Origin of the sequence: Acinetobacter guillouiae CIP 63.46, from assembly GCF_000368145.1 — a bacterium.
GTDB lineage: Bacteria > Pseudomonadota > Gammaproteobacteria > Pseudomonadales > Moraxellaceae > Acinetobacter > Acinetobacter guillouiae.
The window spans coordinates 83,640-103,095 of sequence record NZ_KB849287.1 but is presented as its reverse complement, the minus strand read 5'-3'; the positions used below and the strand labels follow the sequence as shown (position 1 = coordinate 103,095).

General features: G+C 40.1%; 16 protein-coding genes. 7 read left to right on the top strand and 9 right to left on the bottom strand.

Going from position 1 to position 19,456, the window contains the following annotated elements:
• Positions 1-36: 36 nt before the first annotated feature.
• Positions 37-1,005 carry a cation diffusion facilitator family transporter gene (locus tag F981_RS20685; RefSeq protein ID WP_004725391.1) on the bottom strand — a complete coding sequence of 323 codons (969 nt, stop codon included), beginning with the start codon at positions 1,003-1,005 and terminating at the stop codon, positions 37-39.
• A gap of 152 nt (positions 1,006-1,157) precedes the next feature.
• On the opposite strand from F981_RS20685, the gene F981_RS20680 reads away from it, so the two are divergent.
• On the top strand, positions 1,158-1,958 hold the full coding sequence (locus F981_RS20680; protein ID WP_004725389.1) for a DUF4198 domain-containing protein: 801 nt from the start codon (positions 1,158-1,160) through the stop codon (positions 1,956-1,958).
• A gap of 72 nt (positions 1,959-2,030) precedes the next feature.
• Here F981_RS20680 and F981_RS20675 read toward each other — a convergent pair whose 3' ends face one another.
• Genes F981_RS20675 through F981_RS20660 form a run of 4 tightly spaced genes read right to left on the bottom strand, consistent with a single transcriptional unit; the run spans position 2,031 to position 8,417 of the window.
• Positions 2,031-5,222 carry an efflux RND transporter permease subunit gene (locus F981_RS20675; protein ID WP_004725386.1) on the bottom strand — a complete coding sequence of 1,064 codons (3,192 nt, stop codon included), beginning with the start codon at positions 5,220-5,222 and terminating at the stop codon, positions 2,031-2,033.
• Positions 5,212-6,516, bottom strand: coding sequence for an efflux RND transporter periplasmic adaptor subunit (locus F981_RS20670; protein ID WP_004725384.1), 1,305 nt, complete (start codon positions 6,514-6,516; stop codon positions 5,212-5,214). The genes F981_RS20675 and F981_RS20670 overlap by 11 nt, the downstream gene beginning before the upstream one ends.
• A gap of 1 nt (position 6,517) precedes the next feature.
• Positions 6,518-7,882 carry a TolC family protein gene (locus F981_RS20665; RefSeq protein ID WP_004725382.1) on the bottom strand — a complete coding sequence of 455 codons (1,365 nt, stop codon included), beginning with the start codon at positions 7,880-7,882 and terminating at the stop codon, positions 6,518-6,520.
• Between the two features lie 58 nt (positions 7,883-7,940).
• Entirely contained in the window at positions 7,941-8,417 is a 477-nt protein-coding gene (locus F981_RS20660) for a hypothetical protein (protein WP_004725380.1), read from the bottom strand.
• Between the two features lie 267 nt (positions 8,418-8,684).
• On the opposite strand from F981_RS20660, the gene F981_RS20655 reads away from it, so the two are divergent.
• Together F981_RS20655 and F981_RS20650 are read left to right on the top strand one after the other, a co-directional pair.
• Positions 8,685-9,038: an SEL1-like repeat protein gene (locus F981_RS20655; protein ID WP_004725378.1), complete on the top strand. Its 354-nt coding sequence runs from the start codon at positions 8,685-8,687 to the stop codon at positions 9,036-9,038.
• Positions 9,039-9,395: 357 nt separating this feature from the next.
• A complete protein-coding gene (locus F981_RS20650; protein WP_004725376.1) occupies positions 9,396-10,283 on the top strand; it encodes an SDR family NAD(P)-dependent oxidoreductase in 888 nt (295 codons plus the stop codon).
• A 2-nt stretch (positions 10,284-10,285) separates the two neighbouring features.
• On the opposite strand, the gene F981_RS20645 is transcribed toward F981_RS20650, so the two are convergent.
• Entirely contained in the window at positions 10,286-11,182 is an 897-nt protein-coding gene (locus tag F981_RS20645; protein WP_004725374.1) for a LysR family transcriptional regulator, read from the bottom strand.
• Positions 11,183-11,287: 105 nt separating this feature from the next.
• Between F981_RS20645 and F981_RS20640 the strand changes: the two genes are divergently transcribed.
• The gene (locus tag F981_RS20640) at positions 11,288-12,043 is read left to right on the top strand and encodes an SDR family oxidoreductase (RefSeq protein WP_004725372.1); all 756 of its coding nucleotides are present in this window, start codon (positions 11,288-11,290) and stop codon (positions 12,041-12,043) included.
• A gap of 38 nt (positions 12,044-12,081) precedes the next feature.
• Here F981_RS20640 and F981_RS20635 read toward each other — a convergent pair whose 3' ends face one another.
• The gene (locus tag F981_RS20635; RefSeq protein WP_004725370.1) at positions 12,082-13,173 is read right to left on the bottom strand and encodes an SDR family oxidoreductase; all 1,092 of its coding nucleotides are present in this window, start codon (positions 13,171-13,173) and stop codon (positions 12,082-12,084) included.
• 99 nt (positions 13,174-13,272) lie between these two features.
• On the opposite strand from F981_RS20635, the gene F981_RS20630 reads away from it, so the two are divergent.
• A complete protein-coding gene (locus F981_RS20630) occupies positions 13,273-13,650 on the top strand; it encodes a MerR family transcriptional regulator (protein ID WP_004725368.1) in 378 nt (125 codons plus the stop codon).
• A gap of 49 nt (positions 13,651-13,699) precedes the next feature.
• On the opposite strand, the gene F981_RS20625 is transcribed toward F981_RS20630, so the two are convergent.
• A complete protein-coding gene (locus F981_RS20625) occupies positions 13,700-16,072 on the bottom strand; it encodes a Tex family protein (RefSeq protein WP_004725366.1) in 2,373 nt (790 codons plus the stop codon).
• A gap of 108 nt (positions 16,073-16,180) precedes the next feature.
• The gene (locus F981_RS20620; RefSeq protein WP_004725365.1) at positions 16,181-16,600 is read right to left on the bottom strand and encodes a hypothetical protein; all 420 of its coding nucleotides are present in this window, start codon (positions 16,598-16,600) and stop codon (positions 16,181-16,183) included.
• A 183-nt stretch (positions 16,601-16,783) separates the two neighbouring features.
• Here F981_RS20620 and ompR point away from each other — a divergent pair, with 183 nt between their 5' ends.
• Entirely contained in the window at positions 16,784-17,548 is a 765-nt protein-coding gene (gene ompR, locus F981_RS20615; RefSeq protein WP_004725363.1) for an osmolarity response regulator transcription factor OmpR, read from the top strand.
• Between the two features lie 379 nt (positions 17,549-17,927).
• On the top strand, positions 17,928-19,388 hold the full coding sequence (locus F981_RS20610) for an ATP-binding protein (protein ID WP_004725361.1): 1,461 nt from the start codon (positions 17,928-17,930) through the stop codon (positions 19,386-19,388).
• Positions 19,389-19,456: the final 68 nt, after the last annotated feature.

The window sequence follows — 19,456 nt, the reverse complement described above, 5'->3', positions numbered from 1 at the left end:
TCAGCTTTGCCTCATGTTCAAATCAAACCATTCACCTTAATGTGAATGGTTTTTTGCTTCATCTGTATGTGTGTCATCATCAGCATTACTGTGATCATGCCCATCTGATTCATGCGAATGCACCATACACTCATTGTCTTCAATTTGTAGCGTCATCTCAGTAATCCCATGTTGATGGCTGAGCATTTCCATGACCTGTTGATACACTTGATTCCGATCCGCTTCTGGTGCAAATAAATGTACTGTCAGATGCACATTTTTAGATGTAATGGCCCAAACCTTAAGTTGATGAATACTTTCTACACCTTTAACCGATAAAAGATCATTACGTAATTTTTCAATATCAATTTCCTCAGGCACACCTTCCAGTAAGATATTGATACTTTGTTTTAGCAGAACCCATGTTCTTGGTAAGACCCAAAAGCCAATGAGTACAGCAATAATCGTATCCACCCACATCCAGCCAGTGAAATAAATAATTGCGCCCCCGATGATCACCCCCACAGAACCGAGTGCATCACTCAATACTTCCAGATAAGCACCTTTTATATTGAGGCTTTCCTTTGAACTGGAGAATAAAATCTTCATTGAAATGAGGTTAATCACCAACCCAATAACCGCCACAACCATCATACCGACACTCTGAATTTCAGGGGGTTGGCTAAAGCGCTGATACGCCTCATAGAGAATATAAATTGCAACCACAAACAGCATCATGGCATTAAACAGCGCTGCTAAAATTTCAAAACGCTGATAGCCAAAGGTCCGTTTATCATCTGCGGGTAATTTACCAATTTTGATGGCAACCAATGCAATTGCCAATGCTACTGCATCAGTAAACATATGTGCTGCATCGGACAATAAAGCCAAGCTTTGCGTCATGAAACCCGCAATCACTTCAACAATTAGAAAGGTACTGGTTAACGCCAATGCAAAGGTTAGTTTTTTTACATTTCCTTCTGTGACGACAGCATGACTATGATCATGCCCTTGTTGTTCACTCATGTTCATACCTCTGATTTTGTTTTATCAAAATATTGAATATTTTTTCTATTTATTATTGATAATAATTATTATTATCAATAATAAGGTTTCTTCTATATAATGGCGACTATATTTTCCACAGTTCAAATACCCCTGTTAATGGAATATCGACAATGAAAAAATACCTCTACCTTTCTGTACTTCTTTGCTCTTATAGTTATGCACATGAACCCTATGTTGCACCTCTGGGCTATAACACCACAAATACACAAATCCCAGTGATTGCATCCTATGCTGAAGAAGCACTAAATGCAGAACATGCCATGAAACAAACCGCACTCAACGTGATTCAACCAGATCAAAGCAAGTTACAAGTTGAAGCTGCAAGCACTTTAAAATCGGCTACGGTGTTTGACTTAGCCTTACCACAAGCAGGCACCTATCACCTGTTCAGCAAAGCGTCTTTCCCACTCAAATATGTCCAACATAATAAAGAATGGAAAATGCTTTTTGATGTCCCTGCTGAGAAAGCAGGTAAGATCGCTGAGCGCGAATATGTGATTCCTGCTGACTTTAAGAAACCGCCTGTACCGATCACCATTAACCGAGAATGGTCAATCCAAAGCTATATTTCTAAAGAAAAAACGTCACCTATTCAAAACAACACTGATGCTGCAATACAAGTCGAATTTAAAACCCACCCCAACAGCATTACTGCGCAGCAACCTGTACAAATCTTGATTAAAAAATCAGGACAAGCACTCAAAAATGCTGAACTGCTCATCCGTGCTCAAGGGCAAACCGATAAACAAGCGCAAAAAGTTCCGGTTGCTCAAGATGGTTCAGCGACAGTCACTTTTCCTTATTCAGGGCAATATCTGCTTGAAATCAGTGAAGCATTTAACCAAACCACTCAACCTGTAAATCAAAATTACACCATCATTAGTTTAGGTGTATTGCCTGTTAGCCAATAATAAACTGTCTATACAGTTTCAATGCCTCACCCTTCTTGGCTAAGAACGGTGAGGTTATTTTTAAATTAACGATCAACCATCCGTTTGTGCTTTAACTTTACGTTCATTCATCCAGCGATAAATCACCGGTAAAATCACCAAAGTCAGTAAGGTGGATGACATGATGCCGCCAATCACCACGGTTGCCAGTGGACGCTGAACTTCCGCACCTGTCCCTGTAGCCAACGCCATCGGCACAAAACCTAACGATGCCACACAAGCCGTCATCAATACGGGCCTTAAACGTAAAATTGCACCTTGCCATGTGGCCTGATAAACATCGAGTTGTTGACGTAATTCCTTAATAAAGGTCAACATTACCAAACCATTTAATACTGCCACACCTGAGAGCGCAATAAAGCCCACACCTGCAGACATCGACAATGGTATACCGCGAAGCCACAGTGCAATCAAACCACCACACAGTGCAAATGGCACACCAGTAAATACCAGCAAACTTTCCTTAAAGTTATGGAAAACGGCCATCAACAACACAAAAATAGTTATCAACGCCAGAGGAACGACCAGCTGCATACGTGCCTTCGCAGAGGTTAGGTTTTCGAACTGTCCGCCATAACTCAACCAATAACCCGCAGGCATTTCCTGCTTCGCCAAAGTCGATTGTAATTCGGTGACAAATGAGCCCAAATCGCGCCCTTCGACATTAGCGGTCACAACGACACGACGTTTACCATTTTCACGACTAACCTGATTAATACCGAGGATATTTTCAACTTTAGCCACATCCTGAAGTTGGATTAGACCACCATTCGGTGTTTGAATAGGTAAAACGGCCAGATGTTCAGGTGTACGTTGAGCATCATCCAGACGAATCACAAAGTCGAAACGGCGGTCACCTTGTAAGATCTGACCAACATTCTGCCCGCCGACACTGGTTGCCACCAAGTCTTGAATCGCTCTCACCGACAGACCATATTGCGCTGCCGCGGCTTTGTTCACTTCAACATTTAAAAGTGGTAGGCCTGAAGTCTGTTCCACATTGACGGCAGTTGCGCCAGTAATCCCTTTGATTTGTTGTGCAATCTTAGTGGCTTGCTGATTCAACACCTCCATATCATCGCCAAAAATCTTGATCCCCACATCACTTCGCACACCAGAAATTAATTCGTTGAAACGCAGCTCAATCGGTTGAGAAAACTCACTATTATTTCCGGGTAATGTACCAAGAAATGCAATCATACGTTGACGTAGCTCATCAATTGTTTGCTTTGGATTCTTCCACTCATCACGTGGCTTTAACAGCACCACAGCATCGGAAATATTAGGCGGCATGACATCTGTTGCCACTTCTGCCGTCCCTGTACGGGCAAATATGGCTTTGATTTCTGGAAACTCTTTGAGCAATAACTTTTCAGTATTCTCCTGCATACGTAAAGACTGCTCTAGGCCAGTACTTGGCGAACGCATTTGTTGCACTGCAAAATCGCCCTCACTCAAGGTGGGGGCAAATTCACTGCCAATTTGTGTGGCAAGCACGCCCGTTAAAAACAGAATACTCACAGCAAGGGTGACGACTAACATTCTGAAGTTATAGGCTAAATTGAGTAGTTTTTCATATTTTTGCTTTAACCACAGCATCCAGCGACTTTCTGTTTCTTTAACTTCACCATTAACAAATAAAGCCACTGCAGCAGGGACAAAAGTAACAGAAAGAATGATTGCACCCACCAGTGCCAATACCACCGTCATAGCCATCGGATGGAAGAGTTTTGCTTCAACACCAGACAGAGCAAAAATAGGTAAGTACACCACCAGAATAATTAATTGACCAAAGATTAAAGGGCGACGTGCCTGTTTAGCCGCAAGAAAAACTTCTTTAAAACGTTCTGCTCGTGAAAGTAATCTGCCTTTTGCATGCTGTGCCTCTGCCAGTCGCCGAATACAGTTTTCAACAATAACGACTGCACCATCCACAATGATCCCGAAATCCAGTGCGCCTAAGCTCATCAGATTGGCACTAATTTTCTGCTCAGCCATACCCGCCAAAGTAAACAGCATCGATAACGGAATCACACACGCAGTAATTAACGCTGCACGGAAATTACCAAGAAATAGGAACAAAATAACAATGACCAGAATCGCCCCTTCTACAAGGTTCTTCTGTACTGTACTAATCGCACGCTCGACCAAAGCTGTCCGGTCATATACGGTTTGAATCACAATACCTTTCGGTAAAGACTGCTGAACTTCCTTGATTTTGGCATCCACTGATTTCGCCACAGTACGGCTATTTTCACCCATCATCATCATGGCGATACCGAGTACTGTTTCCTCGCCATTGTAAGTTGCACCACCTGTACGTAAATCATGTCCAATCGAAACAGTCGCTACATCTGCAACTCGGATCGGAAAACCATTTTTATTGCCGATACTTACATTTTGAATATCTTCAATATTGTTCAAGGTTCCTGGAACACGTACTGTCAATTGCTGCCCATTAGTTTCAATAAAACCAGCACCACGGTTTTCATTGTTTCCAGTTAAAGCGTTTTGTAGATCACTGACAGGGATTTGTAATTGTTGCAAACGATTTAAATCAGGCGTGACCACATAGGTTTTATTAAAGCCACCAATGGAGTTGACCTCTGCAACACCAGGAACACGTTGTAACTGCGGTCGTACAATCCAGTCCTGAATTTCACGTAAATCCATCGCTGTATAGGGCGTACCATCAGGTTTTTTCGCATTCGGCTCAGCCTTGATCACCCACTGATAAATCTCACCCAGCCCTGTCGATACAGGAGACATTGTCGGTGCAATATCATCTGGCAGTTCGGTTTGGGCTTCTTGTAAGCGTTGATTAATCTGTTGTCGTGCCCAATAAATATCCGTCCCATCTTTAAAAATAATGGTCACTTGCGATAAACCATAACGGGAAATAGAACGGGTCAACTCTAGCTTAGGTAAACCCGCCATCGCAGTTTCGATGGGGTAGGTAATCCTTTGCTCAACTTCTAATGCAGTAAAACCAGCCGCTTGTGTATTCACTTGCACTTGGGTATTGGTGATATCGGGTACAGCATCAATCGGTAATTTTTGATAACCGTAAATCCCCACGCCAATCCATGCCACAATAAACAGCATGACCCAAATGGCATTTTTAATCGAAAATTGAATCAGTCGATCAAATAAACCTTCAGGTTGAGGTAATGCTGAATCCGCATCGAGATCTAACTTAGAATCAGAAGAATCATTAATGCCCATGGCTCGCCTCTCCTTTTTCCAATTCAGATTTCAGCAAAAAGCTACCCTGACCTGCATATTGCTGACCTTGAGTCAGACCAGACTTCACTTCAACCCACTGACCATCACCAGATACCTGACCCAGTACAACAGGCTGTGCAGTAAACTCGATTTTCTTATCATGTTCACTGGAAACGAAAACAATATCCTTTCCTTCAACTTTCTGTATGGCACTTTTGAGTACACGTAATGCTTGAGCAGTGCCTTGCTGTTGTAGCTGAACATTGACCATCAAATTCGGACGTAATTCAGCCGCATTCGACAATACTTTGGCACGCACTTGTAAACGTCCAGTCTGCAAATCAGCTTCACTATTTAAACTTTGAATCTGTGCTTTAAAAGTATTCCCCGTTTGCAGTGACTTAAATTCAACCTGCTGATTGGGTGCAATCGCTGAAAACTCAGAACTTGGTACAATAAATTCAAGCCATAGCTGATCCAGTTGATCAATGATAAATAACTGGCTGGCAAGCTGTACATTTTCACCCATGACCAAATCTTTTTTGCTGATGATGCCTGCGATTGGTGCTGTGAGAACATAGCGACCATTACTGCTCGATGAGGCACCAAAAGCAGATAAACGTGATCTGGTTGCTTGTACCTGAATCTGTGCTTGTTTATAGGCATTGTAAGCCCGTTGATAATCCTGCTTGGCAGAAATACCTTGTGACCATAACTGACGCTCTCGTTCATAGTCCTGACGTGCCAGCTCTAAGCTTGTTTGTGCGACCTGTAAATTCGCCTGCTGATCAACCAAATCAGGCACCACCAAGGTCGCCAATGCCTGCCCTTTTTGCACACGCTGTCCCAACTCAACATTGACTGCAACCACCTGCCCACTAAATGCAGGTGATACATGTGCTTGACGGTCGGTATTGACCATAACCTTTGCAGGATAAGAAGCTGATTTGGTAACAGTGCCCATCTCTACTTTAGCAAGTTTGATTCCTTGTTCAGTAATCTGTTGCGCGGTCAGACTAATGGCTTCAGCATTCTCTTTCTCGCCACCCTCTTCTTCACTGTGCTTCGCTTCTTCAGCACCGTCTTTGGTGGTTCCCTTAGCATTTTCATCATGTGAATGCCCTTCTTCAGCATGCCCTGCTTCATTTTCACCAGCATCATTGCTACTTGCTTTTTTAGATGAAAAGAACAAACCCATAGCAATAAGAGCAGTCATCACAATAGTAATGATGATCAGTAGGCGTTGAGAAATTTTGCCTTTCTGAAGTTTAAAAGATTTAAATTGATTCAGCATATTAATTTCCCCCACCCACGATTGGTAAAGCTTGTGTTTCCTGCCATAAACTCTGATTGATCTGTGCTAAAGCGTCTTTTGCCATGATTTGACTTGGTTCAATACCCAGACTCAGACTTTCCGCTTCAATGGCACGTTGCCAGCCATCTTTCAATAATTGCACTTTTCTCAAACGCACTTCTTGCAACTGTAACGTTGCGAGTTGCACATCGTTAACGGCAAATTTACCGACAGTAAACCCCTGCAAAGTTTTACGTTGAACCTGAGCTGCAAGCGGAATCTGAGACTCATCGACTGCTTTAAACTGTACTTCCAGTCCTTGCAATTCAGTCAATAATGTTCCCACCTGCAAAGCATTTTGGCGGAGATAAAATTCCTGTTGTCTGCTGAGTAAATCCTGCTTTGCTTGGGCAATTTGCACACCATATTGCTGGCGATTGAAAATATTCAATGGGATCGAAACCCCCACGACTAAGGTATTGTCAATCGATTTTTCAGGTGATCGGTTACGATTCACGCCTAAATTCACAGTCGGATTAGGCCGTGCCGAAGCTTTTAATTGCGCCACTGTCGCTTTTGCCTGCAACACCTGTAACTGACGTGATTTTTCAAAAAGATTGTCCGCGAGATATTCTTGTACCTGTTGGTGTGTCGAAGATGGCCATAAAGATTGAGGATTTAAACCGATACGAATCGATTTATCAGCATCCCCCCAAAGGTTGGACAATTGCTGCTTGGCAACTTGCACCTGCAAATCGGCTTGACGATATAAGCGAGCATTTTCTGCATGACTCAGTCTGGCACGATCTACATCAACCTGAGCGACACTCCCGGCTTGATAGCGCTTCTGAATCGCATTCAGATTTTCTTCACTGACGTTGAGCTGCTCTTGAACCACGTTGCGTTCTAACTCAAAAATCGCGAGCTGTGACCATTGGTATTTCACAGCCAATTCAAGTTGAGCCTGATAAATCCGCTGATTTAAGTCACTTTGATCTTTTGAAAGTTGTGCCAACCTCTGTGCTGACTTACGTTCACCAAAAATATCCAATCGTTGAGAAACACCAATTGAAAGCTCTTGATCTTGATTGGAACCAAAACCCGTTTGCGATACGGATAACTCTGGATTTGTCCACAGTTTTGCTTGTTTGATGTTCGCCGTTGCAATTTGTTGCTGTGTTTGCCAGACGTTCTGCGTTTGCTGATATTGCTCAGTTTTTGCAATTGCCTGTTGTAACGTTAATGCTTGAGATGGGTTGTCTGCCCAACTAAGAGATGACATCACACTCAACATCAGTGCACCGAGCAAAGACGGCCTAAAACCAAATACAGGCTTTTGTACTAAATTACGTATTTCTTTTGACATAAAAATGCCCCACTAAATTAAACCATTAGCGGTGGGCAATCTTTTTGGCTACCCCACCTTATAGCGGGGATGAGAGAGGCGGAGGATTAGGCAAATATAGATCGGGTGACTGGTACAAATTATTCCAGCCAATAAAGCGGGATTCAGGGTAGCCTATAAACTTAGGCTGCGCTGTTTGTTGCTGATCATCAACCACAATAAAATGCGCAAAGGAAGGCAAATGGTCACGATGATCATCATTTATATGATTAAGGAAATCATTGGAACGTACATCATGTTGGTGTGCTGATAATTGTTTTGACGCGGACTGATCAGAAATCGGTTTATCTATCCCATACACATCCAATAGCTGCGGATGCTGTTGCTGATCTTGAGTACAATCAGGCGCATTATGGTGCCCAAAATGTTGACTAATTAATCTTTGTGATGGAAGCGCAGTATTTTCATGATCACAAAAAGCCGCCGCTACATTCCAAAGACTTTGGAACATAAACAAACTAAGCAAGACTGTGATGAAAACACTTGAGCGTTTCACAGATTCTATCCGAAATCAAAAAACAACCTAAATATAGCAAATTTTCTCAATGTAATAAAATTACAGTGCGTGATTTAATACTTTAAATAAAAATTGCTGGTTTGTTAAATAATGTATTTTTTAACAAATGTGTAAAAATCGCAATTGACAAATTACATTTAACTATTTGCAAAGTGAAAAAAATCAGCTAGATTAATTATATCTAATCATTTTTTTGTGATTAGCAGTCTCTTTTACTTTGTTAATGGATTAGCAAGGAGGTTGTATATGTTGGTACATATTTTTAACCGTTTTTTAGGAGATTCAACATCTCGCCGGGCATTTGAACAGAATGTTTCCGAAGCTGCTCTCGAAAAAGCGCAAGCACATCATTTTGAAGATCAAAATCTAAGTTTAGATGAAATCGCAAATCGTAATGCTATGTGGTGCTACTTAAGAGCTGCTTTACGTGGAGATCAAGAAGCTCAGTATAAAATGGGACTCAGCTACTTAAATGGACAACTTGGGTTAGACCGAAGTTATAGTCATGCAGAAAAGTGGCTTGAACAAGCTGCACATCAAGGTCATACCCACGCCAAAGAACAATTAAAAAAAGCATATGATGAGCTTGCTTTTTCATAAATCATGATAAAAATATTACATATATCCACCTATAAACAGAGTTGAAATAAACTCTGTTTACTTAAAAATATATTCAAATTTTCAAGTGAATTTATTTGGTTATGTTTTATACAACAAGATTGATTTTTTGCTTTTAATACTCATTTTTATATGGTAAAAATCACGAAATAAGTAAAAATATAATAGAGTATTTACTCTAAAAATATTTTATAAATTCAGTCACTTAATACTAGTATTTTTATTTTTTTTGTATATTATTGCCTTCCAACAAAAGTGATCATCTTTTAAACAAAGACCCAATCACCCGAAACAAAAAATACAGCATATATTTATGCCAGTAGAATCAGGAAAATAGCTATGAATCAAAAATTAGAGCAACTTTTTCAAAAAAAGGTTCAAGGTAAAATTGCACTAATCACAGGTGCATCTAGTGGTATCGGTTTAACGGTTGCAAAAAAACTCGCAGCAGCAGGTGCACATGTACTTTTAGTGTCTCGTACTGAAGAAACATTGAAAGAAGTTCAAGCTGAAATTCAGGCTGAAGGTGGGCAGGCTGATATTTTCCCTTGCGACCTAAATGATATGGATGCTATTGATGAAGTGTCTAAACAAATCATTGCCTCTGTTGATCATATTGATATTTTGATCAATAACGCAGGTCGCTCGATTCGCCGCGCGGTACATGAATCTGTTGACCGTTTCCATGATTTTGAACGTACGATGCAGCTGAATTACTTTGGCGCAGTTCGTTTAGTTTTGAATATTTTACCGCAAATGATGGTTCGTAAAGACGGTCAAATTATCAATATCAGTTCAATTGGTGTTTTGGCGAATGCAACTCGCTTCTCTGCTTATGTTGCATCAAAAGCAGCATTGGATGCATTTAGCCGTTGTTTATCTGCGGAAGTACATTCACATAAAATTGCGATTACTTCAGTTTATATGCCTTTAGTCCGCACGCCGATGATTGCACCGACTAAAATTTATAAATATGTACCAACACTTTCGCCTGAACAAGCAGCAGATTTAGTGGCATATGCGATTGTGAAACGACCGAAGAAAGTTGCGACAAACTTAGGCCGTTTAGCTTCTATTACTTATTCGATTGCGCCTGGAATCAATAACAAATTAATGTCAATTGGCTTTAATTTGTTCCCAAGTTCTACTGCGTCTGTGGGTGAGCCACAAAAATTGAATCTGGTACAAAGAGCATATGCGCGTTTGTTCCCAGGTGAGCATTGGTAAGCTTAAGATGTCATGGAAAGTTTACGCTTGAGTAAGCTTTCCAACCAATCAATAAAGAATTGGAAATATACTGGTCGATACTTTCTTTCTAAAAAAAGAAAATTGATGGGTATTTTTAGACATGCTTCGTGCTCAAATATTCTGGTTAATCTTTTGGTCTCGATAAACGGGATTGCATCAAAAGCTGGAATCTGAATAATCCCCAACCCCTGCAAGCCCGCATGTAAATAACTTTCGGTATCCTCAACTGAAAGTTGATAAGGAAGTTTGATCTGGGTATCTTTAAAAACCAGACTTCCAAAATCTGAATCCATATTTTTCATTTGATAACCGATCATAATATGCTGATTTAACGGTTCTGTTTCTAAAGCATTCTCCAATGTATTTAAGTATTCTGGAGCAGCCACCGTATATAAATCAACCTCTGTGATAGGCCTCACAATTAGATTTTCATTCATCACATTTCCAACACGAAGCACACAATCCAGTCTCTGTTCAATTAAATCTGAATAATGATCGTGGCTATAAATTGAGACTTTAATATTCGGATACTTTGCATAGAATTCATGCAGATAAGGAAGAAGATATTGCGTTGAAATTCTTAACGGTAAGCCAATTTTAACTTGTCCCTTATATTGACGGTTTTTTAATTTAAACTTATTTAGCCCTTCAGCCTGAAAAATCAATTGTTGAACTTCTTTAAGAAACTGAACCCCATCATTGGTTAAGTTAACTTTTCGTGTGGTTCGATTAAATAACAATACTTGATATTCTTTTTCTAAGCCTTGTATTGCATAGGTAATTGTTGAACGTGGTAAATCCAGCGTTTTAGCGACTTGGGCAAATGAATGCTTTTCCGCAACTAAGCAAAAAATTTTTAGCCGGTCAATTTTATCCATTTATTATTCAACTTTTTCAAACAATCTATTCGATTCTAATCACTATTTAGAACAAAAAATAGCTTTTAGAATTTCAGCATCATTTATCAAAATTGGAGAATAAAAATGATGCAGCATAGCTTAAAAGATAAAACAGTGATTATTACGGGTGGCGCTAAAAACCTAGGTGGTCTGATCGCGCGAAAATTTGCAGAACAAGGAGCAAATCTTGTCATTCACTACAACAGCCTAGAAACCCAAAAAGATGCAGAAGAAACACTCAAAGCCGTTGAACAACTTGGTGTTAATGCAACGTTGATACAAGCAGACCTCTCTAATATTCAAAATATCGAAACATTGTTCATCAAAGCCAAAGAAATCTTTGGTGGTGTCGATATCGCGATTAATACCGTAGGACGCGTACTTAAAAAACCATTGATTGAAACAACAGAACAAGAGTTTGATTCAATGAATGACATTAACAATAAAATTGCCTATTTCTTCATCCAATCTGCGGGTAAACATCTTAACAATGGTGGAAAAATTTGTTCTATCGTGACCAGTCTTTTAGCAGCCTACACAGGATTATATTCAACCTATGAAGGCTTAAAAGCACCTGTGGAGCACTATACACGTGCAGCATCGAAAGAGTACGGCGATCGTGGTATTTCCGTCACTGCTGTTGCACCGGGTCCAATGGATACACCATTTTTCTATGGTCAAGAAGCGCCTGAAGCCGTGGCCTATCATAAATCTGCCTCTGCACTGGGTGGTCTAACCAAGATTGAAGATATTGAACCTTTGGTACGCTTTTTAGTGACAGAGGGTTGGTGGATTACAGGTCAAACTATTTTTGCCAATGGTGGTTATACAACACGTTAATAATAAACTGCCCATTTATTGAAATGGGCAATTTATTACTAGAACTGATGATTCCGATCCACCCATTCTGCAGTCAGTGCAATGGTCTGTTTAAGATTGGTTTCTGGTATTTGCCATTTCTGATTTAATGTTAAAAACTGATCCATATTTAATTGCTCAGTTCGGATAAAGCTCAACATCTCAGCAGATAGATCCAGCTTTTGAGCAAGCCACTTCCATCTTAAAATCAATTTTAAGATGCGTAGCGAAACAAAATATTGCGGTGCTTTTAGATTTAATCTGTGAGCCGCATTGTCAATAAGAGCTTGTAAAGAAATCTGAGTAGGATTGGCAATCAATATATCTTGGTGAATTGCAAGTTGATCCTGTGATGCTTTGAATATCGCATTGACCAACATGGTCACTGAAACCAAAGGTAAATAATGCTGAGGGGTTGCAGGAATTGCGGTCATTTTACCCTGTTTAAGCTGGGTAATCAGATGAGCAATTGGTTGGTTTTTTGCAATTTCACCAGAATTTTCATCCCCTACCACTGTTGCAGGATGAATCACTGTCCAGTCAATTTTCAACTGTTGCGCGCATTTTATCCAGGCAAAATGAGCTTCAATTTTAGAAGCCTCATAAGCACCCAGTTTTTGGTACACCCGCCTCCAATTCGTACTCTCGATATTTTCTAAACAGACTCCAGCATCTTGTAAGTGCTGAGTGAGTGTCAACATATAACCAGAAAGATGAATTGCCCGTTTCAATTGGCAATGCTCGTTTACGCATTCAAGTAAATTGATTAAGCCCTTAACATTAACTTCCCTTGCCTGTTGTATCGAAAGATTCCATGCAAATAATGCACTGGTATTAAATAAATAATTTACCTCAGCAAGCCGTTTCCAATCTTCAGCTGAAATACCCAAATCAGGCAAGGTAACATCGCCTTGTAGACAGAATAACTTTTGATGACTTATTCCTTGTTTTTCCAGCCACGCTCTCAAACTCGGCTCTTGCTGATCCAGACGACGACACAAAGCAAAAACTTGGTCATTGCTTTGAAGTAATCGTGCTACAAGAAATTTACCAATAAACCCTGTTGCACCAACCACCAAAGCAACTTTTTCTACACTTTGATTATCTTGCATCACTTTATACACCCTTTATATGCTCACACTTAAGCTAAAGGATGGAGTACACTCCACAGTCAAGTGTTTCTTGCAAATACATAAAATTTGGAGCAAGTGATGTTAATCGGTGAATTATCAGAGCAATTAAATCTCAGTCGGGATACCATTCGTTTTTATGAAAAGCTTGATCTTATCCGCCCATTGACACGAAATAATGGTTATAAGGATTATTCAAAACAAGACTTACAGCAATTACAACTGATTCAAGTCGCTAAAAATTTAGGTTTTACTTTGGCTGAAATTAAACAGATTTTAGACTTGGTCAACGTCAATGAAATTCCAGCAGAACAATTTCATATGATTTTAAAAGACAAGCTCAGTGTCATTGGTGAAAAAATTCTCCAATTACAAAATATTCAAAATCTACTTGAAAATCTTGTGGTCGGGGAAGCATGTCCATTTAAAAAAGATTGTGATCTTTCCGCAATTGTCTAATCCATAAAAAAACCGCCTTACGGCGGTTTCTTTATGGAGAAATTAAGGCTTATTTAGATCCTTTAATCCCTGCTTGTAATAACAACGCACCTAAACCACCAATTTTGTTTTCTTGAGGTTTAGCTGCTTGTGGTTTCTTGTCATGACGTGGTGCTTTGTCTTTATTGTCATGGTTTGGACGACCTTGCTGTGGACGTTTACCCTGAGGCTTACGCTCACCACGTTGTTCATTGTTATTGAACTCACGCTTTTGACGTGGTGCTTTAGCTGGTGCTTCCGAACCTTCTGGGCGCATCGATAAATTCACGCGATTTCGCTCAGCATCTACTGTCAACACACGTACTTGTACGATTTGCCCTGGTTTCACAACTTTATGTGGATCAGAAACAAATTCATTGGCAAGTTCTGAAATATGTATTAGACCATCTTGATGCACACCAACATCGACGAATGCACCGAAGTTAGTCACATTGGTAATCACACCCTCAAGCTGCATCCCTTCAGTCAATTGACTGACTTCAGTGATATCTTCACGGAATTTTGCTGTACGGAACTCTGGACGAGGGTCGCGACCTGGTTTTTCCAACTCGCTTAACACATCTTGAATTGTTGGTAGACCAAATTTGTCGTCAGCAAAATCTTCTGCTTTCACTTGACGAATAATTTCTGTATTACCAATGATATCTTTCACTGTGGTCGCTTTCGCTTCAACAATTTTGTTGACCAAACCATACGATTCAGGGTGAACAGATGATGCATCTAAAGGTTCTGAGCCATCTTGAATACGTAAGAAACCAGCAGCTTGCTCAAATGTGCGCTCGCCTAAACGTGGTACATTTTTCAATGCTTGACGATTGTCAAAACGACCATTTTCTTTACGGTAATCTACAATTTGCTGTGCAATGGCTTTATTTAAACCTGCGATATAGCCCAAGATTGCTGGAGATGCTGTATTTACATCTACACCCACCGCATTCACACAGTCTTCAACCACAGCATCTAATGTTTTTGCCAAATTGGTTTGATTCACATCATGCTGATATTGACCTACACCAATAGATTTAGGGTCAATTTTTACCAGTTCAGCCAATGGATCTTGTAAACGGCGGGCAATTGAAACAGCACCACGAATCGCAACATCAAGCTCAGGCAGTTCAGCAGAAGCCAATTCTGATGCTGAGTAAACAGATGCACCCGCTTCACTTACTGAAACACGCGTTAATGTAAGATCCGCATTTGCAGCCATCATTTCTGCAACAACAGCTTCAGTTTCACGACTCGCAGTACCATTGCCAATCGCAATTAAATCGACATTAAATTCACGACAAAGACGTGCAAGCTCAGCAATCGAACCTGCTTTATCTTCTTTTGGTGCAAATGGATAAATTGTGCTATGCGCAAGCACATCACCTGAATTTGAAACAACCGCCAGTTTCACCCCTGTACGAATACCAGGGTCAACACCTAAAGTTGTACGTGAACCTGCAGGTGCAGAAAGCAATAAATGACGTAAGTTTTCTGCAAACACGTCCATTGCTTCTGATTCTGCTGCAAGGCGCTTTTCAGTCAACAAAGAATGCTCAATCGTTGGGCGAATTTTACCTAACCAAAACAGTTTTGCAATTTGCTTTAAGAAATCTTGACGTGCTTGTGGCTGAACACTTTCAAGCGCGTATTCAGTTTCAATACGTGCAAGTGGTGCATGATCATCACCATCAACTTTAAGACCCAATACATTTTCTTGGCGGCCACGTAGCATTGCCAATAAACGATGCGAAGGAACTTTATTTAAATTTTCAGAGAAATCAAAGTAATCACGGAATTTCTTACCGACTTCTTTTTTCTCATCAGATGCCACTAAACTTTTTAACACCGCTGTTTTGGCAAATGTTGATTTAAGTTCCGTGGTTAATGAAATATTTTGTGCCCAGTCATCAATGATGATGTGTTGAATCGCGTCTAATTGGCTTTCAACATCTGGGTATTCTTCATGGCTAAAACCAGCCAAAGCTTCAGTCGGATCAATTTGCTCTGCGATAATTTTCTCAGCAAATTCCCCTAATCCTGCTTCTCTCGCTTTGAATGATTTACTGGTACGTTTTGGACGGTACGGTGCGTAAAGTTCTTCTAATGCATTTTTTGTTTCAGCGCCATTTACCCGAGCAAGTAAGTCATCAGAGAGCTTATTTTGTTCTTTTAATGATTCGATTACTTTTTCACGGCGTTCAAATAAATCACGTAGATAAACAAGGCGTGTATCAAGTTGGCGTAATTGGATGTCGTCTAAGCCTTGCGTTACTTCTTTACGGTAACGTGCAATAAATGGAACACTAGAGCCTTCATCTATCAGTTTAATGGCAGCTTCTACTTGGTTTGGACGTACGGCAAGTTCACTTGCCAACTGCTGAACTAAGTCAGTCATCGTGTTTAATTCCACAAGGATAAGGACTAAAAGTTAGTGATTATAAAGACCAAGACCATAAAATCCACAATTGTTTTGCAAATTAGCAGTGAAAAAAGTGATAAAAGATCATTTTTCTTGAGTTTTTACAGTGCAATCGGGTATTTCATCCTGCTTTGCTGCATTTAAATTGCTTTGTAAAATAATTTTTCCAACTTTCCACTGTGCACCTTTGCGCTGTCCACCGCCATGAGAATTGAAATATTGCAAATCACACGGCTGATAACCCTGTTTACTTAGACGCTCTTGTACAAATATTGGTGGTGCTTCCATATACATGATTTCTTTCAGCAAAAATGCAGCATAGCGTCGCTCCTTGAGTCGAAAGTTACCCTGCACATCTGTTTGCGTTTCACCAACTTGAACCTGATCAATCGGTTGGTCAAATTGGTCAATCACTTGTCCTGAGATTTCAGGTCTGGAAAGTCGGCTAATACATGCACTTAAAGCAAAACTTATTGCCAAAATACATAAAACTTTCATTTGCATATGGTATATCTTTTTATTTATAAACATAGAATCATCTTAAATCGTTATAGATGTTGTTTTTTGGTTTCAAAACAGCCTGAAAATTGTATTTTTGAGCAATTTGATACATAGTCTTAACAAGAGCTTAGGCAGTATACTGAGATTGACGAATATTTATAATTTACAACATTAAGGGAGTACATCATGAGTTTGGTTGTACCTGCTGAAAATACAGATATCGTACATAACGAAACTGACCGCGTCGAACGCATTTTAGTAGTCGATGATGATGTGCGTTTACGTACCCTTTTACAGCGTTTCCTTGAAGATAAAGGCTTTGTGGTAAAAACGGCCCACGACGCAACGCAGATGGATCGCCTATTACAACGTGAGTTATTTTCACTCATCGTTTTAGACTTTATGCTTCCTGTAGAAGATGGTTTAAGCATTTGTAGACGTTTACGCTCATCAAATATAGATACACCTGTCATCATGCTGACCGCACGAGGCAGTGACTCAGACCGTATTGCTGGCTTAGAAGCTGGTGCGGATGATTATTTGCCTAAACCATTTAATCCAAATGAGTTATTAGCACGTATTCGTGCCGTATTACGTCGTCAAGTCCGTGAAGTTCCAGGTGCACCAAGTCAAAACGTAGAAGTTGTGTCTTTCGGCCCTTGGTCTTTAGATTTATCAACACGTACCCTGACGCGTGAAGGGCAAGTGGTCACATTAACCACAGGTGAGTTTGCGGTCTTGAAGGCATTAGTTCAGCATCCACGTGAACCATTAACACGTGACAAGTTGATGAATCTTGCACGTGGTCGTGAATGGGGTGCAATGGAACGTTCAATCGATGTTCAAGTTTCTCGCTTACGTCGTTTGATTGAAGAAAACCCTGCACGCGCACGTTATATTCAAACAGTTTGGGGCGTAGGTTATGTGTTCGTTCCAGATGGTGCGGAATAAATAGATCTTGATTCGATAGCATGAATCAGTTTCAAAAGTACTGGTCACATACTTGGTTTTGCATGTGTCCAGTATTTTTTTATCCATATTTATTCATCCTAAATAATAGTCTTGATGGCTTTGCCCTAGAGCTACACTTATTTACTTATGATTTCACTGGTATTTTAAATATAAGCATATTGGGCGACTCTACAAAAACTGTGTGATCTCAATGCAATAAGTCTCTTATTTTATTGAGTTTAAATATTTTAATCTGAGTATTTATGACAATAAATAAGTTAAAGCCGAGTAACCTAACATTTTTAATATTGCGATAAATCTGCCATCCTTTAAACTGAAATCCATAGATTAAGAATATCGCACAGATTGGAATGCTCCTGTGAAATTAGAACCCATAGACCCACAAGAATTTACCGACTTTGTCACCTACAAAGAACGCAAACGTACACCTTGGGAACGCTTCCTCGATAAAGTCAAACCTCGTTCAGCGGCAATGCGCACCACAGTATTGGTGGTATTCGTGGTGTTCTTTAGCCTATTTATGTCACTGTGGTTTTTCTGGAAAACGCTTTATTTACCTGAAATTCAACAACATGCACGTTTTTTGGCAGTTGAACTGGAAATGGTCAATAATCCGCGCTTGCAGATTTACCATGACGAAATACAACTCGATATTGACGAATGGTTAAAGCAACGGGTTGGCGTTGAATATGTTACAGATCCCAAAGAATACCCAAATGTAAAAGACAAAATTATTGCAGATTTCTTTACCAATCGTATTGAGAACCAGCTTGCTCAAGAATTAAAAATCAAAGATGTGACGGTTTATTTCCAGTTTAAACCCAGTCCGCGCATTTGGGTTCAAACCCCTGAAATGAATGGCAATTGGGTCCGTGAACCTCTCAATACCTATGCTAACTATAGTCCTGAACTGATTTTAGCCTGGTTATTGGGTATTCCACTGATTGCCGCAGCGATCATCCTGACACTGGTCAGACAGCTCAACCGCCCGTTACGTCGCTTACAACATGCAGCAAATAACTACAGTAAAACAGGAAAGGCACCCTACTTGGAAACCAATCACGGACCACAAGAAATTCGTGAGGTGAATCAAGCTTTTAACCAGATGGTGTATACACTTGAACAAACTGAACGTGATCGCCAAATCATGTTGGCGGGTATTTCTCATGATTTAAGAACACCGCTGACACGGATCCGTTTAAGTGCAGAGATGATGTCTGATGATGACTTTTTAAAAGAAGGTTTGATTTATGATGTTGATGATATGGATGCCATTTTAAGTCAGTTTATTTCCTATATGCGTGATGGCTCAGATGAGGAGCTTCAAGAAACCAATATCAATGCTTTGCTACAAGAATTAATCATTCAGTTTAAACCCTTAGATATTCAGTTCACACCGCAAGAATTACCGATCATTACTGCACGCTCACTGTCGTTAAAACGCCTGATTGGCAATCTCATCAACAACTCAAAACGCTATGGGGCTGAACCAATTGAACTCAGTGCTTTTGTAGAAGACGAGCATATTAAAATCTGTGTAGCAGACAATGGTGAAGGAATTCCCGAAGACCAAATTGAAGGACTTATGCAACCTTTTGTCCGTGGTGATGCCGCACGTACAGTACAAGGGAGTGGTCTAGGTTTGGCCATCGTCAAACGAATTGTGGATATTCATCAAGGTGAACTGTTGATTTCCAACCGTCCTGAAGGCGGCTTACAAGCCATCATTTCACTACCAACTTCAATAAAAGTTGAGGAAGAATCGATACCTACAAATCCAATTCAAAAAATCAAACAAAGTTTGAGTGATCACTTTTAGTGATTGCTCAATAAACCAGCACTTAACTTTGTTTATTTAACAAACAGCCATCATTATTTTATTAATAA

Excerpts from the sequence above, each read along its gene's own strand:
- ompR (WP_004725363.1), top strand. The coding sequence starts at position 16,784 with ATGAGTTTGGTTGTACCTGCTGAAAATACAGATATCGTACATAACGAA.
- F981_RS20635 (WP_004725370.1), bottom strand. The coding sequence starts at position 13,173 with ATGCAAGATAATCAAAGTGTAGAAAAAGTTGCTTTGGTGGTTGGTGCA.
- F981_RS20620 (WP_004725365.1), bottom strand. The coding sequence starts at position 16,600 with ATGCAAATGAAAGTTTTATGTATTTTGGCAATAAGTTTTGCTTTAAGT.
- F981_RS20680 (WP_004725389.1), top strand. The coding sequence starts at position 1,158 with ATGAAAAAATACCTCTACCTTTCTGTACTTCTTTGCTCTTATAGTTAT.
- F981_RS20685 (WP_004725391.1), bottom strand. The coding sequence starts at position 1,005 with ATGAGTGAACAACAAGGGCATGATCATAGTCATGCTGTCGTCACAGAA.
- F981_RS20675 (WP_004725386.1), bottom strand. The coding sequence starts at position 5,222 with ATGGGCATTAATGATTCTTCTGATTCTAAGTTAGATCTCGATGCGGAT.
- F981_RS20625 (WP_004725366.1), bottom strand. The coding sequence starts at position 16,072 with ATGACTGACTTAGTTCAGCAGTTGGCAAGTGAACTTGCCGTACGTCCA.
- F981_RS20665 (WP_004725382.1), bottom strand. The coding sequence starts at position 7,882 with ATGTCAAAAGAAATACGTAATTTAGTACAAAAGCCTGTATTTGGTTTT.
- F981_RS20640 (WP_004725372.1), top strand. The coding sequence starts at position 11,288 with ATGATGCAGCATAGCTTAAAAGATAAAACAGTGATTATTACGGGTGGC.
- F981_RS20670 (WP_004725384.1), bottom strand. The coding sequence starts at position 6,516 with ATGCTGAATCAATTTAAATCTTTTAAACTTCAGAAAGGCAAAATTTCT.
- F981_RS20650 (WP_004725376.1), top strand. The coding sequence starts at position 9,396 with ATGAATCAAAAATTAGAGCAACTTTTTCAAAAAAAGGTTCAAGGTAAA.
- F981_RS20655 (WP_004725378.1), top strand. The coding sequence starts at position 8,685 with ATGTTGGTACATATTTTTAACCGTTTTTTAGGAGATTCAACATCTCGC.
- F981_RS20630 (WP_004725368.1), top strand. The coding sequence starts at position 13,273 with ATGTTAATCGGTGAATTATCAGAGCAATTAAATCTCAGTCGGGATACC.
- F981_RS20645 (WP_004725374.1), bottom strand. The coding sequence starts at position 11,182 with ATGGATAAAATTGACCGGCTAAAAATTTTTTGCTTAGTTGCGGAAAAG.